General features: G+C 62.4%; 16 protein-coding genes and 1 riboswitch. Of the genes, 11 read left to right on the top strand and 5 right to left on the bottom strand.

All coding sequences use genetic code 11. The features are described 5' to 3' along the window. The first annotated feature begins 8 nt into the window (after positions 1-8). On the top strand, positions 9-617 hold the full coding sequence (locus EFR00_RS06070; RefSeq protein ID WP_039620276.1) for a LysE/ArgO family amino acid transporter: 609 nt from the start codon (positions 9-11) through the stop codon (positions 615-617). A gap of 146 nt (positions 618-763) precedes the next feature. Here the strand turns inward: EFR00_RS06070 and EFR00_RS33465 are convergent, their stop codons facing one another. Beyond that, the gene (locus tag EFR00_RS33465; protein ID WP_077989431.1) at positions 764-973 is read right to left on the bottom strand and encodes a hypothetical protein; all 210 of its coding nucleotides are present in this window, start codon (positions 971-973) and stop codon (positions 764-766) included. 71 nt (positions 974-1,044) lie between these two features. On the opposite strand from EFR00_RS33465, the gene EFR00_RS06060 reads away from it, so the two are divergent. Together EFR00_RS06060 and EFR00_RS06055 are read left to right on the top strand one after the other, a co-directional pair. Then, on the top strand, positions 1,045-1,986 hold the full coding sequence (locus tag EFR00_RS06060) for a LysR family transcriptional regulator (RefSeq protein ID WP_170961533.1): 942 nt from the start codon (positions 1,045-1,047) through the stop codon (positions 1,984-1,986). A 99-nt stretch (positions 1,987-2,085) separates the two neighbouring features. Beyond that, positions 2,086-2,241 (top strand): entericidin domain-containing protein, encoded by a 156-nt coding sequence (locus EFR00_RS06055; protein ID WP_003560194.1) that lies wholly within the window; start codon positions 2,086-2,088, stop codon positions 2,239-2,241. Between the two features lie 96 nt (positions 2,242-2,337). Here the strand turns inward: EFR00_RS06055 and EFR00_RS06050 are convergent, their stop codons facing one another. Next, entirely contained in the window at positions 2,338-2,688 is a 351-nt protein-coding gene (locus tag EFR00_RS06050; RefSeq protein WP_009994696.1) for a hypothetical protein, read from the bottom strand. Positions 2,689-2,721: 33 nt separating this feature from the next. Continuing rightward, positions 2,722-3,483 carry a glycine betaine ABC transporter substrate-binding protein gene (locus EFR00_RS06045; RefSeq protein ID WP_077989430.1) on the bottom strand — a complete coding sequence of 254 codons (762 nt, stop codon included), beginning with the start codon at positions 3,481-3,483 and terminating at the stop codon, positions 2,722-2,724. Between the two features lie 639 nt (positions 3,484-4,122). On the opposite strand from EFR00_RS06045, the gene EFR00_RS06040 reads away from it, so the two are divergent. Both EFR00_RS06040 and EFR00_RS06035 read left to right on the top strand, forming a co-directional pair. Further along, positions 4,123-5,577 carry a cobyric acid synthase gene (locus tag EFR00_RS06040; protein WP_077989429.1) on the top strand — a complete coding sequence of 485 codons (1,455 nt, stop codon included), beginning with the start codon at positions 4,123-4,125 and terminating at the stop codon, positions 5,575-5,577. A gap of 270 nt (positions 5,578-5,847) precedes the next feature. Then, the gene (locus tag EFR00_RS06035; RefSeq protein ID WP_077989428.1) at positions 5,848-6,936 is read left to right on the top strand and encodes an adenylate/guanylate cyclase domain-containing protein; all 1,089 of its coding nucleotides are present in this window, start codon (positions 5,848-5,850) and stop codon (positions 6,934-6,936) included. Positions 6,937-6,941: 5 nt separating this feature from the next. Here EFR00_RS06035 and EFR00_RS06030 read toward each other — a convergent pair whose 3' ends face one another. Then, a complete protein-coding gene (locus tag EFR00_RS06030; protein WP_077989331.1) occupies positions 6,942-8,732 on the bottom strand; it encodes a chloride channel protein in 1,791 nt (596 codons plus the stop codon). Positions 8,733-8,986: 254 nt separating this feature from the next. Then, positions 8,987-9,135: riboswitch (cobalamin riboswitch) on the top strand. 572 nt (positions 9,136-9,707) lie between these two features. On the opposite strand from EFR00_RS06030, the gene cobU reads away from it, so the two are divergent. Genes cobU through cobO form a run of 4 tightly spaced genes read left to right on the top strand, consistent with a single transcriptional unit; the run spans position 9,708 to position 15,856 of the window. Next, entirely contained in the window at positions 9,708-10,232 is a 525-nt protein-coding gene (cobU, locus tag EFR00_RS06020; protein WP_077989330.1) for a bifunctional adenosylcobinamide kinase/adenosylcobinamide-phosphate guanylyltransferase, read from the top strand. 6 nt (positions 10,233-10,238) lie between these two features. Continuing rightward, positions 10,239-11,285 carry a cobalamin biosynthesis protein CobW gene (cobW, locus tag EFR00_RS06015; RefSeq protein ID WP_077989329.1) on the top strand — a complete coding sequence of 349 codons (1,047 nt, stop codon included), beginning with the start codon at positions 10,239-10,241 and terminating at the stop codon, positions 11,283-11,285. A gap of 3 nt (positions 11,286-11,288) precedes the next feature. Continuing rightward, a complete protein-coding gene (gene cobN / locus EFR00_RS06010) occupies positions 11,289-15,224 on the top strand; it encodes a cobaltochelatase subunit CobN (RefSeq protein WP_077989328.1) in 3,936 nt (1,311 codons plus the stop codon). Then, complete coding sequence (gene cobO / locus EFR00_RS06005; protein WP_009996487.1) at positions 15,221-15,856, top strand: cob(I)yrinic acid a,c-diamide adenosyltransferase; 636 nt, start codon at positions 15,221-15,223, stop codon at positions 15,854-15,856. Before cobN ends, cobO begins: the two co-directional genes overlap by 4 nt. 23 nt (positions 15,857-15,879) lie before the next feature. Here cobO and EFR00_RS06000 read toward each other — a convergent pair whose 3' ends face one another. Continuing rightward, the gene (locus tag EFR00_RS06000) at positions 15,880-16,665 is read right to left on the bottom strand and encodes a TSUP family transporter (protein ID WP_010055707.1); all 786 of its coding nucleotides are present in this window, start codon (positions 16,663-16,665) and stop codon (positions 15,880-15,882) included. A 98-nt stretch (positions 16,666-16,763) separates the two neighbouring features. Between EFR00_RS06000 and EFR00_RS05995 the strand changes: the two genes are divergently transcribed. After that, entirely contained in the window at positions 16,764-17,183 is a 420-nt protein-coding gene (locus EFR00_RS05995) for a cobalamin biosynthesis protein (protein WP_077989327.1), read from the top strand. Positions 17,184-17,252: 69 nt separating this feature from the next. Beyond that, entirely contained in the window at positions 17,253-18,203 is a 951-nt protein-coding gene (locus EFR00_RS05990) for a nucleoside hydrolase (protein ID WP_077989326.1), read from the top strand. Positions 18,204-18,369 lie beyond the last annotated feature (166 nt).

Here is an 18,369-nt window from a genome sequence, read left to right as displayed (position 1 = left end):
CAGAAGCTATGAATTTTTCAATCTATTTTACCGGCCTGGTGATGGGCCTCAGCCTGATTGTCGCGATCGGCGCTCAAAACGCCTTCATTCTCCGCCAGGGCCTGCGCAACCAGCATGTCTTTGCCGTCTGCCTCGCATGCGCACTGTCAGACGCCGTGCTGATCGTGCTCGGCGTCACCAGCCTGCAGCAGATTGCCCGGGTGATGCCCTGGCTTGATCCGGTCATGCGTTACGGAGGAGCCGCGTTTCTTGCCTGGTATGGAGCAAAAAGCCTCTATTCCGCCTTGCGGTCGAACGCCGCTCTCGCGGCGGCCGAGGCCAAAACGGCAAGCTTCAGGCAGACGCTTGCGACCTGCCTTGCACTCACCTGGCTCAATCCGCATGTGTATCTCGACACGGTGGTACTGCTCGGCACAATATCGACGCGTTATCCTGGGCAGCAGGCTTCGTTTGCCGCAGGCGCGGTGACCGGTTCCTTCCTGTTCTTCTTCTCCCTCGGATATGGCGCGACATGGCTGCGGCCGATCTTCTCGAAGCCATCGTCCTGGCGGATGCTGGAAACGCTAGTCGCTGCGACCATGTGGATCATCGCCTTCAAGCTCATGGGCGGAATGTGAGCGCTGTTCGACGGAACGATCATGCGGATCGCGACATCTCGGCACCAGGGTCAGGTGGGTCAATGGGGGTGGCTAGCTTTTGACGGATGGGCGCTTCCGACCACCGTGACCTTGCGCCAAGATCCGAAAAACTTCAGCTGCGCACATTATGCGCGCGATTCCACGATCCTCAGGTGGCGGGTCGGCCGGGCGGCTACGCTCGGCAAAGGCAACTCCTCCCGCTGACAATCGGCCAGCAGGTGCGATGGGAATCGTTTCAATTCGCGCAGGGCATGTTCGTGATTTGCATCTCTGCGCCGGCGCGACTTGAATGCGGAAAGGGTCTGTAGGATATTCCAGGTGCTTGGTTGCGCCATGTCGAGCCTCCTTTGCTGCATCAGTTCCGATACACAGACTATGCGGAGCGATTGACATTCAATCAAACAAAATGATATTGGGTTATAAATCAGAAAAATTGAAAGATGCGACGATGAGCCTACCCTTTCGCCGTCCCATTCCTTTGCTTGACAACGATGTGTTGCGCACTTTCGTCGCCATCGCCGAGACGGGCAATTTTTCCACTGCCGCCGAGGCTGTCTTCCGCACGCCGTCGGCGGTTTCCATGCAGATCAAGAAGCTCGAGGAGCAACTCGGCGCGACGTTGTTTTTGCGCGACGCCCGCTCGGTGACGCTGACACGTCATGGCGAGATGCTACTCTCCTACGCCCGCAACATACTGGCGCTGTCGAACGAGGCGGTGTCGCGCTTCATCATGCCGGAGCTGACCGGCGTCGTCAGGCTCGGCGCCCCGGAGGATATCGGCGAGCGGCTGCTGCCGAGAATCCTGAAGAGCTTTGCCGAAAGCTATCCTGGCATCATGGTCGATGTGACGATCGACATGAGCGTTGGCCTCAAGAAGCGCATGGAGGAGCAGCGGCTCGACCTGGCGCTGATCAACTGCGCCACGCGGCCGTTCCCGACAGGCGGCGAGGTGGTGTTCCGCGAGCGGCTGGTTTGGGCCGGCGCCCGCTGCGGGTCGGCGCATCGCCGCGATCCCCTGCCGATCTCGATCTGGGAGGACGGCTGCATCTGGCGGCAGGAGGCTCTCGCCCAGCTCGAACGCAACAAGCGGCCTTATCGGGTCGCCTATCTCAGCGGCCACACGATGGCGCAGCGCGCCGCCGTGCTCTCCGATCTCGCCATCGCGCCGCTGCCGCTCTCCTATGTCAGCGAGGACATGGCGATCCTCGGACTTCAGGAGGGGCTGCCGGAGCTCGGCTCCTTCGATATCCGGCTGCTGACCGCCGCGCAGCTGTCAGGCCCGATCGAGACGGTAGCCGATAGCATCCGCGGCGCTTTTGCCGAAAGAGCGAAGGCGGTCGCCGCCTAAGGATGTCTTTCAGCGGTTGAACCTTTTGTTCCCTTGTGCGTTATCGGCGCGAACGGCATGACAGCCGTTCGGGGTTGATTTCAAACAAGGATATTCGAAATGACGACAACGGCCAAAATTGCCGCAGCCTTCATGGTTCTTCTTGCTCTTTCCTCCTGCGGCAACACGATCCGCGGCATAGGGAAGGACACGGCAAACACAGTGAATGCCACGCAGGATGCCGGCCGCTCGGTTGATCGCGCTGCGAAGAAGTAAGCGGTAGGTAGGTTTGCCGGGCTGATGAGGCTGGCTGACGCCTAAAGCCGGACCATTCTGTCAAACGGCCGGGACCGGGCCGGGGTCCGGACCACTTTAACGAGTGGCCGGGGGATGTGCCCTTTCTAGGCCGCCGGATCGGCCGAGCCCGGTCCGGAAGGCTTGATAGGCGGGGTGCTGGCTGGAGCGGGCCGTTTCCATCAGCCGGATTTGCAATCGGTCCGGCGCCTGGGTTCCGAGCCACAATCCGAGATTTTCGAGCTTCAGCGAGTTCAGGAAAGGCGATCCCGCGGCAAGATCGAGGTGGCGGCGCAGGCCGTCAAGCAGATTGTCGTCCTGGGCGGCATTCTCCATGAGAAGCGTCAGGTAGGATTTATCGGGCTCCGACAGCGCGGCGAGCTTCTCCGCAACGGTATCGCGGTCGGGAAAGGGAACGCTGGCTGTCATTCGAATCGTCCGGTCGTTGATCGTCTCCCGCGGTTATAAGCTCGCCTTGATCTTCTCGGCTATATCGGCCGGCACCCATTTCGACCAAAGATTCTCGTAATTGCGCAGGAAGTGGATCGCGGCATCCTCGTTGCTTTCGCGGTTTTCGTCCTGCCAGGCGAGCACTTGGTTGATCGTCGCGTTGTCCCATTTGCGAGCCTTGAGATAGGCCGTGACAGGCCCGGAGCGGGTGGCGAAGGATCTGGTCATAAGCGTGAAAGCGCGCGAGACCGGGTAGGAATTGAGCTGCAGGTTGGTGGTCGATATGTGGCAGCTCCAGTCGGCCGGGCAATTGTAGATTGCACCCTTGGATGTATCGTCTTCGGCCGGAAAAAGCTCAGGATGTCTTAGCGCGTCCTCGACAGAGCGGATGTCGGGATTGGCGTCGGCAATGAATTTCGGGATGAACCAGCCTTCGACGGCGCCGTCGGCGAGGATCTCGGCGCCTTGCACCAGCCGGCCGGTTTTGACGGCCTGATCGAGCAAGGCCCTGACGGAATTGATCCAGTATTCCGAGGCGATGTCGGGCGTGCCTTTTTCATTCATCGAGGCGAAGGTCGGCAATGTGTCGCCGGCGACGATGGTGACGGAGCAGCCATAGCCCCTTTCCAGAATGATCTTATCGAAATTTGCCGCAATGCCGGCCGAGGCCCATTTCATCTCGGCGATGGACACCTGGCCGCAATCTTCGGCGGCAGCCGGCGCAGCAATGGAAAAAGCCGCGGTAAAGACGGCCGATATCAGAAGCGTCTTCATCGTCATTCCCCGAATTTACTTTGCTGGGACGCGCCGCTGGGTCCCAAAAAAATTATCTGCAAAGCTTTGGTGCGCCCGAAAGGGAGGATGCCTGCCGGCGATGCCGCAACAGGCCATCCTGTTCACGGACGCCGTTCATCCTTGCGGCTTCGGCGGCGGATCGCAGGTCATGTTCAACAATGGCGCATTTTGATCAAGCCTACGCGTTCGCCCGCAGAAATCAACCGCATTTTGCTCATGGTTGCGAGACTAAATGATTGAATTCGAAGAATTTATGTCAAATGGGCCGAAAATGGCGCCGCCGATGGACTCGCGACCGCAGATGGGTTTTCAGAAGAAAATTCGCCGGCACTGCTGAAAAAAGTCAAAATTAACATTTGCGTAAGTCTTCAATAACTCTCCGGTAAGAATGTGCCGCTATCAGTGAGGTCGTAGCGGCAACGACCGCTGCTTCTCCGGTTCAGGTAGTGCGTACCGGAGAAAGCGAGCTTCGCCGTGTAGGGGCGAAGACGCCTGAGTTTTCGGCAAACCGCGCAGAGCCAAGGCCATGCGCGGTTTTCGCGTTTTGCCTGGGCAGATCACGCCTTGACCCAGGATCGGCCGCCATTGTAGGCCTCGCCGCAACGAAAGGCGATGGCCATGGCAAGAGCGATCATGCTGCAGGGAACCGGCTCGGATGTCGGAAAGACGGTGCTGGTCGCGGGTCTCTGTCGGCTGGCGGCCAATCGCGGACTGGCGGTCCGGCCGTTCAAGCCTCAGAACATGTCGAACAATGCGGCGGTTGCCGACGACGGCGGCGAGATCGGCCGAGCGCAATGGCTGCAGTCATTGGCCGCCCGCACGCCGTCCTCGGTGCATATGAATCCGGTGCTGCTCAAGCCGCAATCGGAAAACGGCAGCCAGATCATCGTGCAGGGCAGCGTGTTCGGACAGGCGAAGGGGCGGGATTATCAGCGGTTGAAGCCGCGCCTGCTCGGCGCCGTGCTCGAGAGCTTCGAAACAGTGGCTGCCGGAGCCGACCTCGTCGTCATCGAGGGCGCCGGCTCGCCGGCCGAAATTAATCTCAGAGCCGGCGATATCGCCAATATGGGCTTTGCGACCAAGGCGGGCGTGCCCGTCGTGCTCGTCGGCGATATCGACCGCGGTGGCGTCATCGCCTCGCTGGTCGGCACGCACGCGATTCTCGATGGCCGCGATCGAGCGATGATCGCCGGCTATATCATCAACAAGTTTCGCGGCGACGTCTCGTTGTTTACCGATGGCATCCACGCCATCCGGGGCTTCACCGGCTGGCCCTGCTTCGGCATCGTGCCGTGGCTGCCGGATGCCGCGCGCCTGCCGGCCGAAGATTCGGTCGTGCTCGAACGGCTGGTGAGGAGCGGGACGGGCGCGCTGAAAATCGCCGTGCCGATGCTGCCGCGCATTGCCAATTTCGATGATCTCGATCCGTTGAGAGCGGAGCCGGATGTCGAACTGGTCTTCGTGCGATCAGGCGAGCGGCTACCTGTCGATGCGAGCCTGGTCATTCTTCCCGGCTCGAAATCGACGATTTCGGATCTCGCCGATCTCAGGATTCAAGGCTGGGACCGCGATCTTGCGGCGCATGTCCGGCGCGGTGGCCGGGTGATCGGCATTTGCGGCGGTTACCAGATGCTCGGTCGCACGGTACGCGATCCGCTCGGCATCGAAGGCGGGACGAGCGAGGCGGCGGGGCTTGCGCTGCTCGACGTCGAGACCGAGATGGCGCCTGAGAAGACGGTGCGCAACAGCCAGGCCCGTTCGACCGAATACGACGTACCGCTCGCCGGCTACCAGATCCATCTCGGCGTCACCCGCGGCCCGGATTGCGTTCGGCCCTCGGCGATCGTCGACGGCGCGCCCGATGGAGCGCTGTCGACCGACGGGCGGATCATGGGCACCTATCTGCATGGGCTCTTCGGCAGCGACGCCTATCGCGCCCGGCTGCTTCAGAGCTTCGGCCTATCCGGCGAGCGGCGGAATTACCGTGACAGCGTCGAGCAGGCGCTCGACGAGATCGCCTTGGCATTGGAGCGTCACCTCGATCCGCACTGGCTGGCGGGGCTGCTCGGTTAGCCGCAGCGGTGCGGCCGAATTTCGCATCACTTTCACTCGACCGGGAGTAGCATCGCGACATCAAGCAGGCTAATGAATAAGAAGCGCGATTTCGCTCTTTCATCGTCTGTCCGGCGAGTTAGGCGCAGCAGGCCCGACGGCGGAAAGATTCCTTCACTTTGTCGCCCTCATTCGGAGATGCAAAAAATTAACGATCATATTCAGTGGCTTATCGAGCAGGGAATCACCTGTGAGCATATTGGCGATCTCGTCGCCGGTTTATGCGACCGGCTGATTGCAGACGGCGTTCCGATCTGGCGTGCGAGCATCAGAATGCGTTCCCTCCATCCCATGTATCGTGGCGTCGCCGCCAATTTCGAGCGGGGCGGTGCAATCGTTCTCGAGAATGCCGAGCATGGCAGTGAGACGGAACGCAGCTTCGAGAAGACGCCGATCTTTCACCTTTTGAGCCGCGACGAAAAAACCGGGCGATGGAACCTGGCGAAAGGCGAGGGGCTTGAGTATGCCGAGCTTCACGAATTCGCGCTTGCCGGCGGCACGGATCACGTCATTAGCATTTTCGAATTCCCGAAGGAGGTCGCGTTACGCGGACTGGGCTTTTCGCTCACCAGCGATGCGCCCGGCGGATTTTCCGACGACCAGCTGGCGATCATCCAGGAGCTGTTGCCGGCTCTGGGGCTGGCGGCCTACCGTGTCGCGGTGTCGAAGACCGCAACCGAAATCCTCGCGGTCTATACCGGCGCCAGAACGAGCGCGCGTATCCTTGCGGGGGAAACCCGCAGGGGAATGGGCGGCTCCATCGATGCAGCGATCCTGATTGCCGACCTGCGCAATTTCACCGCGCTGACCGAGGTATTCCAGCCCGCAGAGATCGTCGGGTTTCTCAACGAGCATTTCGAGCTGATCGACCGGCATGTCGAGGAAAATTCCGGCGAGATCCTCAAATTCATGGGCGACAGCGTGCTGGCGATCTTTCCAACAGAGGCCGAGGACCCGCAAAAGGCCTGCAAGGCGGCGCTAGCTTCGGCTCAGAATCTGCTGAAGGCAAACGAAGAGCTCAATCGGGAGCGCACGCGCCACGGCGGCCCGGATATCGGCATCGATGTCGTCTTGCATCTCGGGGAAGTTTTCTACGGAAATGTCGGCGCTCACGGCAGGCTGGACTTCACGGTGATCGGCAGAGCGGTAAACGAGGCTTCGCGGCTGGAAAAGCTGTGCGGGATGCTTGAGCAGCCCCTGCTGCTGTCAGCGAGCTTCGCGACGACCTGTGCCGTGCCCTGTGACTATCTCGGATCTTTCGAGCTGCGCGGCGTGTCGAAGGCGGCCGACGTTTTCAGGCTTGCCGGCGCCGCCTCATAAGGCACCTAAATCTCGCCCGATACTTCGCGGCGGCGGCGATCGAGTTCTTCGCTGTAACGGCGCAGCGTGTGGCTTTCGCTAAGCTGGCCGACCACCTTGCGCTCGATCAGATTGTTGACGACGGCGAGCGCTTCGCTTTCGCTCTTGTCGAAGATCGCCGCCGCCTGCCTGGCATTCATCTGCGGCTGCAGGAAGTCATTGCGGTAGCGGACGAAATCGGCAAGCGTCTGGCTCTCGTCCTGAACATCGGTCGGGTTGGCGTAGATCTCCGGCACCAGCACGAGCCCGGCATATTTGTCGTTTTCCTCGACGAGAATGACACGCTGGGTCGAGCCGATGGGGAAGGCCTTCTTGAACTCCTCCAAGGAGATGCCCGCCTTTGCGGTCTTGACGTCGGCGCGCATCAGCTTGTCCACCGTCAGGTTGCGGATCCAGCCAACGTCGTGGGCGCTGCGGATGCTTTCGCCGCGCAGATGGAAGCGCCATGTGGCGAAGGAATAACCGAAGGTCGAGCGCACGACGAGCGAGGAGGTGATGACGGCGGCAAGCACCAGCGCAGTGATCGGAAAATCGCCGGTGATCTCGAGCGCCAGGAAGGTCATCGTCAGCGGTCCGCCAATGACGGCGACGGCCAGCGAACTCATGCCGACCACGGCATAGATCACCGGCGTCAGCGTGGCATCGGCGAAATAAGGACCGCAATAGGCAAAGAGCTTGCCGAGCAGGGCGCCCATGAACAGCGAGGCGAAAAACAGGCCGCCCCTGAAGCCTGAACCGATCGAAATTGCCGAGGCCAGCGATTTCAGCAGAAAAAGGCTGATCAGCGCCGGGATGGTCACGTCGCGGGAAAGGTTGAGATGCAGTGCGCCGTGACCGGCCGATAGCACCTGTGGCGAGATCATCGCCAGGAGCCCGACGATTATGCCGCCGAGCGCCGGGCGAAAGGGCGGAGCGATCGCGCTTTTGCGCGCAAGCTCCTCGACGAAGGCCACGCCCTGCATGAGAAGAATGCCAACGCCGGCGCAGAAGACGCCGAGCAGCAGCGCCGGGACATAATCGGCCGGCACGACCGAGCCGAAGCTGCCGATATCGATGGTGAAATCGCCTTCGGCAAGCAATCTCGCGATGAGGGTGGAAACGAGGGCGGAGACGACGACCGGGGTCAGCGAGACGATCGTGTAGGTGCCGATAATCAGTTCGAAGGCGTAGAAGGCGCCGGTCAGCGGCGCGTTGAAGGCGGCGGCGATGGCGCCGGCTGCGCCGCAGCCGACGAGAATGCGCAGATCCGAGCGGCGCAGCTGCAGCTTCAGGCCAAACTTGGAGGCAATGCCGGCGGCAAGCTGGGTATAGCCGGCCTCCAGGCCGACTGAGGCGCCGAAGCCGTTGGAGATCAGGTTCTGGACGGCGACGATGATGCTGTCGGTCAGGGAGAGACGACCGCCATGCAGCGCATTGGCCTCGATGGGGTCGACCATCGGCTTCTTGCGCCGTTTTGCCAGCACGAAAAGAAGCAAGCCGAGCAGGACACCGCCGATGACGGGGGCAGTCAGCAGCAGCATCTTGTCGTCGATCACCGACGAACTCAATCTTTCGCTGTCGGCGATGCCGAAAACCAGCTGGTGCAGTTCGTTGGAGACGAAGCTCATGCCGGTGACGGCGAGCCCGGAGGCGATGCCGACGACGGCGCCCGCCAGCGACAGGCCGACTTCGCTGCGGCGGGTCAGCGCACGCACCCGGCCCGGATCGAAGAAAACACGCAGCGCGCGCAGGCGGCGCCGATCCAATTTCATAAGCATGGCTAGACAACTAGGCGGGGAGAGGCCCGGTCAAGGGCGGCGGTGCCGTCCGCTTGCAACGCAATTGCGGCGAAAAGCCGGCGCGCGGGATAAATTTTTATGACGTAAGTCTCTGATATAAGACGACTTTTTATTTAGGATAAGTCGTTTTTATGCGAGATCCTCCTCCGACCGGCCATCGTCGCCGTCACACCAAGGCCGTTGACTCCATCCCCTGGCTTGCCTAACCATCCCTCAACGGATGGTCGTTTTGCCATCCCGACATAACGGATGGTTCCGGATCGGCAGTTGCCTTTCCGGATGAAAAGGGAATGTGACGGGGCGGACCCAAGCCGGGCGCCTTCATCACAGCCGACCCCGCGACTGTAGAGCGGTCAGGGTCTTCCATCCGGCATCGAGCTCTTTCGGCCGGCAGCCTGCAATGGTGCAGGCGGGCGGAAGGAGCGCATGCCGGAAAAGCCACTGGAAATGCATGGTGATCAACCGGGGTCGGACGCCTCCATCTCTACGAATCGTCCACCTTTTCACCGATGCAGCCGGGAAGGCGAGGCGGATCCGCTGGCACGATCAGGGGCGACCGGTTTTCCGGTCCGCCCCGATCGCGGCCGATAACCGCGAGCCAGGAGACCTGCCTTCCGTGACGGGCGAAAAGCCCACCCTGGGTAAAAGACCCGCTGCCAGCACGGAGGTTGTTTTGGCTGAACGAATGAATTCTGTGCTGACTGGTGCGGCGCGATCAACTGGTGCCGTTTCGAGGCTTGCTGACGCTAGGCTCTTGCAAGGCGCTTACCTCTCCTCCCTCATTCCTGTGCTTGCCACAGGAATGCAGCGTGCCCAAGTCTTTGGGCACAGGAGAACTATTACGTCAATTAGAGTCATCCACGGCGCCGACGCGCCGTGGCTGGATTCCTGTGACAAGCACAGGAATGAGGGCAGAAGGTGGGGTGCCGCATCCAGCAAAGGGACCGTTTGCTCATGACGACTGCCCCATTCACCACAGTCTTCATCCTCGGCGGCGCCCGCTCCGGCAAATCGCAATTCGCCGAATCCCTCGTCGTTTCGACCGGCCTTGATCGCCACTATCTCGCGACCAGCCGGGCGTGGGACGAGGAGATGCAGGCGCGCATTGCCCACCACAAGGCCGACCGAGGCCCGTCTTGGACCACGCATGAGGAGCCGCTCGATCTTGTCGGCAAGCTCGCCGCCATCGACGGCGAGGACCGTGTGGTGCTCATCGACTGCCTAACGCTCTGGGTCACCAACCTGATGATGGAAGAGCGGGACATGGCAGCGGAGTTTGCCGCGCTTGGGGATTTCGTGGCGCGAGCAAAGGCGCGGCTGGTCTTCGTCTCCAACGAGGTCGGCCTCGGCATCGTGCCGGACAATCGCATGGCGCGGGATTTTCGCGATCATGCCGGCCGATTGCACCAGTTGATCGCGGCGAAAGCCGCCGAAGTTTATTTCATCGCGGCAGGCCTGCCGCTGAAAATGAAGGGTTGAAGTTTCATGAACCAGAAGATTCCCGCAACCGTCATCACCGGCTTTCTTGGTGCCGGCAAGACGACGATGATCCGCAACCTGCTCACCAATGCCGGCGGCAAAAAAATCGCGCTCATCATCAACGAGTTCGGCGATCTCGGCGTCGATGGCGACGTGCTGAAGGGCTGCGGGGCCGAAAACTGCAGCGAGGACGATATCATCGAGCTGACCAATGGCTGCATCTGCTGCACCGTTGCCGACGATTTCATTCCGACGATGACAAAGCTGCTCGAGCGTGAACAGCGGCCCGACCATATCGTCATCGAAACCTCGGGCCTCGCCTTGCCGCAGCCGCTGGTCGCCGCCTTCAACTGGCCTGACATCCGCACCCAGGTGACCGTCGACGGCGTCATCACGGTGGTCGACAGCGCTGCTGTTGCTGCCGGCCGTTTCGCCGACGACCACGATGCCGTCGAGGCGGCCCGCAGCGAGGACGAATCGCTCGATCACGAGAGTCCGATCGAGGAGCTGTTCGAGGATCAGCTGACCTGCGCCGATCTGATCGTGCTCAACAAGACCGACCTGATCGATGTGGCGGGCCTCGGCCGCGTGCGCGACGAGGTCGCGTCCCGCACCCAGCGCAGGCCCGTGATGATCGAGGCGAGAAACGGCGAGGTGCCGGCCGGCATCCTGCTCGGCCTCGGCATCGGCACGGAGAATGATCTGGCCAACCGCAAGTCGCACCACGAGTTGGAGCATGAGGACGGCGCGCCGCACGATCACGATGAATTCGACAGCTTCGTCGTCGAGCTTGGCCCGATCGCCGATGTTGCCGGCTTCGTTGAACAGTTGAAGGCGATCATATCAGCCCATGACGTGCTGCGCCTCAAGGGCTTTGTCGACGTTTCCGGGAAGCCGATGCGCCTGCAGCTTCAGGCGGTCGGCAGCCGCATCGATCACTATTTCGATCGTGCCTGGGCAGCCGATGAAAGGCGCGCCACGCGCCTCGTCGTCATCGGCCTGCACGAGATGGATGAGGAGGCCGTGAGAACGGCGATCGAGGCGCTGGCGTAATCGATGCATCTGCTTCTGGCCCAGCAGGGAACGATCAGCGACGGCGAGGAGGCGATCGACCTCGGGCAGACCCCGGGCGAGATCCTGTTCCTGTCGGCGGCCGACAGCGAGCTGGCGGCGATCGCGGCCGCCCATCGCGCCTGCGGTGGGCCGCATTCGCTGCGGCTCGCCAGCCTGATGAGCCTCAAGCATCCGATGTCGGTCGATACCTATGTCGAGCGCACGGCGCGGCACGCCAAGCTCATCATCGTGCGCGCGCTGGGCGGCGCCAGCTATTTCCACTATGCGCTGGAGGCGCTGCATGCTTGTGCGGCCCGCAGCGGCGCGCTGGTTGCAGTGCTGCCGGGTGACGCCAGGCCGGATGCGGGGCTGACTCCGTTTTCCAACATCGGGCTCGATGATCTCAATGCCCTCTGGACCTATCTGATCGAGGGCGGCGATGCCAATGCACGCGCCTTTCTCGATTATGCCGGTGCGATGCTGTCGGGCGCGCAGAAGCCGGCGCCGGCGGTGCCTTTGATGAAGGCCGGCATCTGGTGGCCGGGACGGGGGCTGATCGGGGTGGAGGAATGGCGGCGGGTTGCCGGTTCGCATGTTGCGCCACCTTCGGCCGCCGAGCGTGGGACGGAGAAGGTGGAACTCGAACCCACAACATCCCCCGTCGTCGCCATCAGCTTCTACCGCGCGCTTGTGCAGAGCGGCGAAACCAAACCAGTAGAAGCGCTGATCGAAGCCTTGCGGGCACTTGGTCTTCGGCCGCTGCCGGTATTTGCCTACAGCCTCAAGGATCCTGTCTCCACAGGCATTCTCGAAAGCGTATTTTCGGCGCTGAAACCCGAGGTCGTGATCAACACGACCAGTTTTGCGGTCTCGGCACCCGGCGCCGATCGGCAGCCGACGGTGCTGGAGGCGAATGGCGCGGTCGTGCTGCAGGCGATCCTGTCGGCCTCGTCGCGGGAAGCATGGGCGGCCTCCTCGCAAGGCCTGTCTGCGCGCGATCTCGGCATGAACGTGGCGCTGCCCGAGGTCGACGGTCGGGTGCTGGCGCGGGCGGTCTCCTTCAAGACGGCGGCGCGTTACGATGCGGCGGTCGAGACCAACATCGTCGCCAGCGAACCGGACGCCGGTCGGGTGCGCTATACGGCGGAACTCGCCGCCAATTGGGCGCGGCTGCGCGCCACACCGGCGCGTGACCGGCGCATCGCCCTTGTCATGGCGAATTATCCGAATCGCGACGGCCGGCTCGGCAACGGGGTTGGTCTGGATACGCCGGCCGGCAGCATTGAGGTGCTGCGGGCGATGAAAGCAGCGGGTTATTCAGCCGCCGATATTCCGGCCGACGGCGACGCGCTGATCCGGCATCTGATGCAGGGGCCGACCAATTCAGGGCATGACGGCCGAGTGATCCGCGAGACGTTATCCCTGAGTCGTTACAACAGCTTCCTGGCGTCTCTTCCCAATCAGATTCAGGATGAGGTGAGGGCTCGCTGGGGCGATCCCGAGAAAGATCCGTATTTTCGCGAGGGCGTCTTCGCTCTGCCTTTCGCCCGCTTCGGCGGCGTCCTCGTCGGCATTCAGCCGGCGCGCGGCTATAATATCGATCCGAAGGAAAGCTACCATTCGCCGGACCTCGTGCCGCCGCACGGTTATCTTGCCTTCTACGCTTTCCTGCGCCGCGAGTTCGGCGCCGACGCCGTCATCCATATGGGCAAACACGGCAATCTCGAATGGCTGCCGGGCAAGGCGCTGGCGCTGTCGGACAACTGTTATCCCGAGGCGATCCTCGGACCGCTGCCGCATCTCTATCCCTTCATCGTCAACGATCCGGGCGAGGGCACACAGGCCAAACGGCGGGCTACCGCCGTGATCATCGATCACCTGACGCCGCCTTTGACGCGGGCCGAGAGCTATGGACCGCTCAAGGATCTGGAAGCGCTGGTCGACGAATATTACGAGGCCTCCGGCGGCGACCCGCGCCGCATCCGGCTGCTCAGCCGGCAGATTCTCGATCTTGTCACCGATATCGGCCTCGACCGGGATGCCGGCATAATCAGCGGCGAAAGCGAAGGCGAGGCGCTGAAGAAGCTCGACGCCTATCTCTGCGACCTCAAGGAAATGCAGATCCGCGATGGGCTGCATGTGTTCGGGATGTCGCCCGAGGGGCGGTTGCTGACGGATTTGACCGTAGCGCTGGCCCGGGTGCCGCGCGGGCTGGGCGAGGGTGGGGATGCGAGTTTGCAGCGGGCGATTGCTGGGGATGTGCTTCAAAGCCCCGCCCCAACCCCTCCCCACAAGGGGGAGGGGCTTGCTGGGCGCGCCGTCCCACCATCAGCTTTGGTCGCAGAGGTTGCCGCAAGTGCGACGGTAAGCCCCTCCCACCTGTGGGGAGGGGTTGGGGAGGGGTCTTCTTTTGACCCACTCGACTGCGACATGGCCGCTTCCTGGACCGGCCCACACCCTCAGATTCTCGCCGACATTATGGATGCCCCCTGGCGGACCAGCGGAGACACCGTCGAGCGCATCGAACTGCTGGCGGCCAAGCTCGTCTCCGGCGAGATTGTCTGCCCCGCGGAATGGACGGCGACGCAGGCGGTGCTCTCCGAGATCGAGACCCGTCTCAAGCCCTCGATCCTTGCCTGCGGCGAGGCGGAGATATCCGGCCTGCTTGCCGGGCTCGACGGCCATTTCGTGGCCCCCGGTCCCTCCGGTGCGCCGACGCGCGGGCGGCCCGATGTGCTGCCGACAGGCCGCAATTTCTATTCGGTCGATAGCCGCGCGGTGCCGACGCCGGCGGCGTACGAACTCGGCAGGAAATCGGCAGAACTGCTGATCCGCCGCTATGTGCAGGACCACGGCGAATGGCCCGTTTCCTTCGGCGTGACGGCCTGGGGCACGTCGAACATGCGCACCGGTGGCGACGATATTGCTCAGGCGCTGGCGCTGATCGGCGTCAAGCCGCTCTGGGATATGAGCTCGCGGCGGGTCACCGGCTATGAGATCATCCCGCAGGCGGTGCTTGGGCGGCCTCGCGTTGACGTGACGCTGAGAATTTCCGGCTTCTTTCGCGACGCGTTTCCCGAGCAGATTGCCTTGTTCGACAAGGCGGTTCGCGCCGTCGGCGCGCTGGAAGAGGACGATGCCGACAATCCGGTCGCAGCGCGCATGCGCGGCGAAGCGGCAAGGCTTGCGGCCGCCGGTCTCGACGCCGCCTCGGCGAAACGGCGGGCGGGTTATCGGGTTTTCGGCTCGAAACCCGGCGCTTACGGCGCCGGGTTGCAGGCGCTGATCGACGAAAAGGGCTGGGAGCGGCGTGCCGATCTTGCCGAAGCCTATCTCGTCTGGGGAAGTTATGCCTATGGCGCCGGCGAGGAGGGCAAGGCCGAACGCGGCTTGTTCGAGGAGCGGCTACGATCTGTGCAAGCCGTCATTCAGAACCAGGACAACCGCGAGCATGACCTGCTCGACAGCGACGACTATTACCAGTTCGAGGGTGGTATGGCGGCTGCGGCCGAGGCGCTGAGCGGCGCGCGTCCGGCAATCTATCATAATGATCATTCGAGACCCGAGCGGCCGACGATCCGTTCGCTGGAGGAAGAGATCGGCCGGGTGGTGCGCGGGCGCGTGGTCAATCCGAAATGGATATCCGGCGTCATGCGCCACGGCTACAAGGGAGCGGCCGAAATCGCCGCCACCGTCGACTATCTCTTCGCCTTCGCGGCGACGACCGGGGCGGTCGGCGCACATCATTTCGAGGCGGTGTATCAGGCTTTCGTCGCCGATCCCGCCGTGCGTGATTTCATGGTCGAGAAGAACCCTGCGGCATTCGACGAGATGAAGGAGCGGCTGCGCGAGGCGATCGACCGCAAGCTCTGGACGCCGCGCAGCAATTCGGCCCGGTTCGACCTGGCCGCCACGCAACTGAATGAGGTGCAGCGATGAACGACGAAACTCCGGAAAACGAAGCGGCCAAGGATGATGCACGCCACGCCGAGAAGATGGCGAAGAAGAAGGCTGCACGCGACAAGATCATGGCGACAAAGACGGACGGCAAGGGGCTGATCATCGTCCACACCGGCAAGGGCAAGGGTAAATCATCGGCAGCCTTCGGCATGATCTTCCGCCATATCGCCCACGGCAAGCCATCGGCCGTTGTCCAGTTCATCAAGGGGGCGATGTGGACCGGCGAACGCGATCTGATCGAGAAGCATTTCTCCGATCTCTGCCAGTTCCACACGATGGGCGAGGGTTTTACCTGGGAAACGCAGGACCGCGCCCGCGACGTTGCAGCCGCCTCGGCCGCCTGGGAAAAGGCCAAGGAGCTGATCCTCGACGAGCGCAATTCAATGGTGCTGCTCGATGAGATCAACATCGCGCTCCGCTACGACTATCTCGACATCAACGAAGTCGTTGCCTTTCTGAAAAGCGAGAAGCCGGCCATGACGCATGTCGTGCTGACGGGCCGCAACGCCAAGGACGAACTAATCGAGATCGCCGATCTTGTAACCGAAATGGAACTCGTCAAACATCCATTCCGCTCCGGCATTAAAGGCCAGGCGGGCGTAGAATTCTGAGGCGCCTGGGGATGGCTCGGCGGTTAGAAGCCGAGCCAGACGCGCAGCGGGTTCGCGGGATCTGCAAGCAGCTTTACCGCGAGAGCGACGCAGACAATGACGAGCAGCGGCTTGATGAGCTTTGCGCCGATGCGCATGGCGAGCCGTGAGCCGAGCTGGGCGCCGAGGAACTGGCAAAAACCCATCAACAGGCCGATTTTCCAGAGGATCGCGCCGAAGCTCGCAAAGACGATCAGCGCGCCGAGGTTCGAGCCGAAATTGAGAAGCTTGGTGTGGGCGGTGGCCTTCAGCACGCCGAAGCCGGCGAGGGTGACGAAGGCGAGCATGAAGAAGGAACCGGTGCCGGGACCGAAGACGCCGTCATAAAAGCCGATGGCCGGCACCAAGGTTAGGCCGAAGACGAAAGGCGTGATGATCCGGTGTTTGTCGAGATCGTTAAGGTTCGGTTTGACGGCAAAGAATATCGCGATCGCCAGGAGCAGCACCGGCATGATCGCCTGCAGCACCTGTCCGGGCACGATCGTTGCAAGGGCAGCCCCGATCGCCCCACCCACCACGGCCATCAGCGCCATCGGCAGCTGTTCGTGCAACTGCACATGGCCGTTGCGGGCATAGGCGAGTGTTGCCGAGGCGGAGCCGAAGATCGACTGCACCTTGTTGGTGCCGAGCGTCTGTAGCGGCGGAATGCCGGCAATCAGCATGGCGGGGACGGTGATGAGGCCGCCGCCGCCGGCGATGGCATCGACGAAACCGGCAAAGAAGGCAGCCGCGCAGAGCAGCAGAAGCAGATGGAGGGCGATGTCAGGCAAAAGGCTATTCCAGAGAGCGTTCAGCCGGTCTTGTTGCATTTCCCCCTCCAAGCTGCAATGGCTGCGAGGACACAGCGGCGGTGCATTCGACGGCTTCCATGAGTGATATTTCTTTCGATAGGGCGAGGCGATATGTGCTCGGGGTCGGCTGCGAGCGTGGCACGCCGTCCGCGGAGGTGCTGGCGCTTGCCGGCGAGGCGCTGATAGCGGCCGGCATCGGCAGGGCGGAGCTTGCCGCCATCGCTTCCATCGACAGCCGCAGGCAAGAAGCGGCGATCCTTGCCGTTTCGGCGCATTTTGCCGCGCCTGCCGTGTTCTTCGATGCACTGCGGCTGGAGCAGGAAACGCCACGGCTCAAAAATCCCTCCGCCATCGTCTTTGCCCGCGTCGGCTGCCATGGCGTGGCGGAATCGGCAGCGCTTGCGGCGATCGGCGCGGATGCCGAACTGGTGCTCGGCAAGATCAAATCCGCGCATGCGACAGCCGCGATTGCCCGCATCGGGTTGCAGAAAGCCTGACGGTCGTTATGTTGGCGGCAACTCGCGGCGCCAACCGGCAGCTCAGCGATTCATATCTAGAGGACAATCATGCACAAGGTCATTTATGACACTGACCCGGGCGTTGACGACGCCATGGCGCTTCTTTTCCTGCACCGCCATCCCGAGATCGATGTGATGGGCATCACCACCGTTTTCGGCAATGCCTCGGTCGAGACGACGACGCGCAATGCGCTTTTCCTCAAGCGCGAGTGGGATATTCAGGCACCCGTCGCCAAGGGCGCGAGCGTGACCATCGATGCGGCGCGCGCCGAGCGGGAATGGCCGGCGATGGTGCATGGGGATAACGGCCTCGGCAATATCGAGGTGCCGCACACGATCGACCTGCCGCTCGATCCCCGGCCGGCGCACCGCTTCATCATCGACACGGTACGGGCCAATCCCGGCGAGGTCAGGCTGGTGGCCGTCGGCCGGATGACCAATCTGGCGATGGCGCTGAAGGAAGACCCCGAGATTGCCGGCCTGGTGAAGGACGTCGTCATCATGGGCGGCAATTTCTATGTGCCGGGCAATGTCTCACCGGTCGCTGAAGCCAATATTCACGGCGATCCCGAGGCGGCAGACATCGTCACGACGGCGCCGTGGAAGGTAGTCGTCATCGGCCTCGACGTCACCTCGATCACCACGATGAGCCGCAGCTATCTCGGCGTAATGGCGGCCAAGGGCGACGCGGCGGTGAAGCTGCTTGACGGGCTGTCGCAGCATTACATCGATTTCTACAGCCATGCGGTCGATGACGGCATGATGGTGCATGATAGCTGCGCCGCCGTTTACCTCGTGGCGCCGGAGCTTTTCACCACCATCACCGGTGCAGTTCGCGTCGTCTGCGGCGGCATCGCCGATGGCCAGACGGTGATCAAACCGGACGGCCGCCGCTTCCCGCCGGGGGACTGGGATGGACTGCCGAGCCAGATCGTCGCTACGGGAATCGAGTCTGAAAAGGTGATCGATCTGATCCGCGATACGTTGCTTCGGGCTTGATACGGTAGAAGGTCGGTTACAGCCTGCTGACAAGGGCCGCCAACGCCTCTTTCGTCATGCTCGGGCCTGTCCGGAGCATCTGCTTCCGGTCGATAGGGCAGCAGATCCTCGGCACAAGGCCGAGGATGACGACGCGCGGGAGGTGAGCGTTATTCATTATAACATT

Origin of the sequence: Rhizobium sophoriradicis, assembly GCF_003939025.1 — a bacterium.
Lineage (GTDB): Bacteria > Pseudomonadota > Alphaproteobacteria > Rhizobiales > Rhizobiaceae > Rhizobium > Rhizobium sophoriradicis.
The sequence above is the reverse complement of the archived record's forward strand: the minus strand, read 5'-3'. Positions and strand labels throughout refer to the sequence as shown.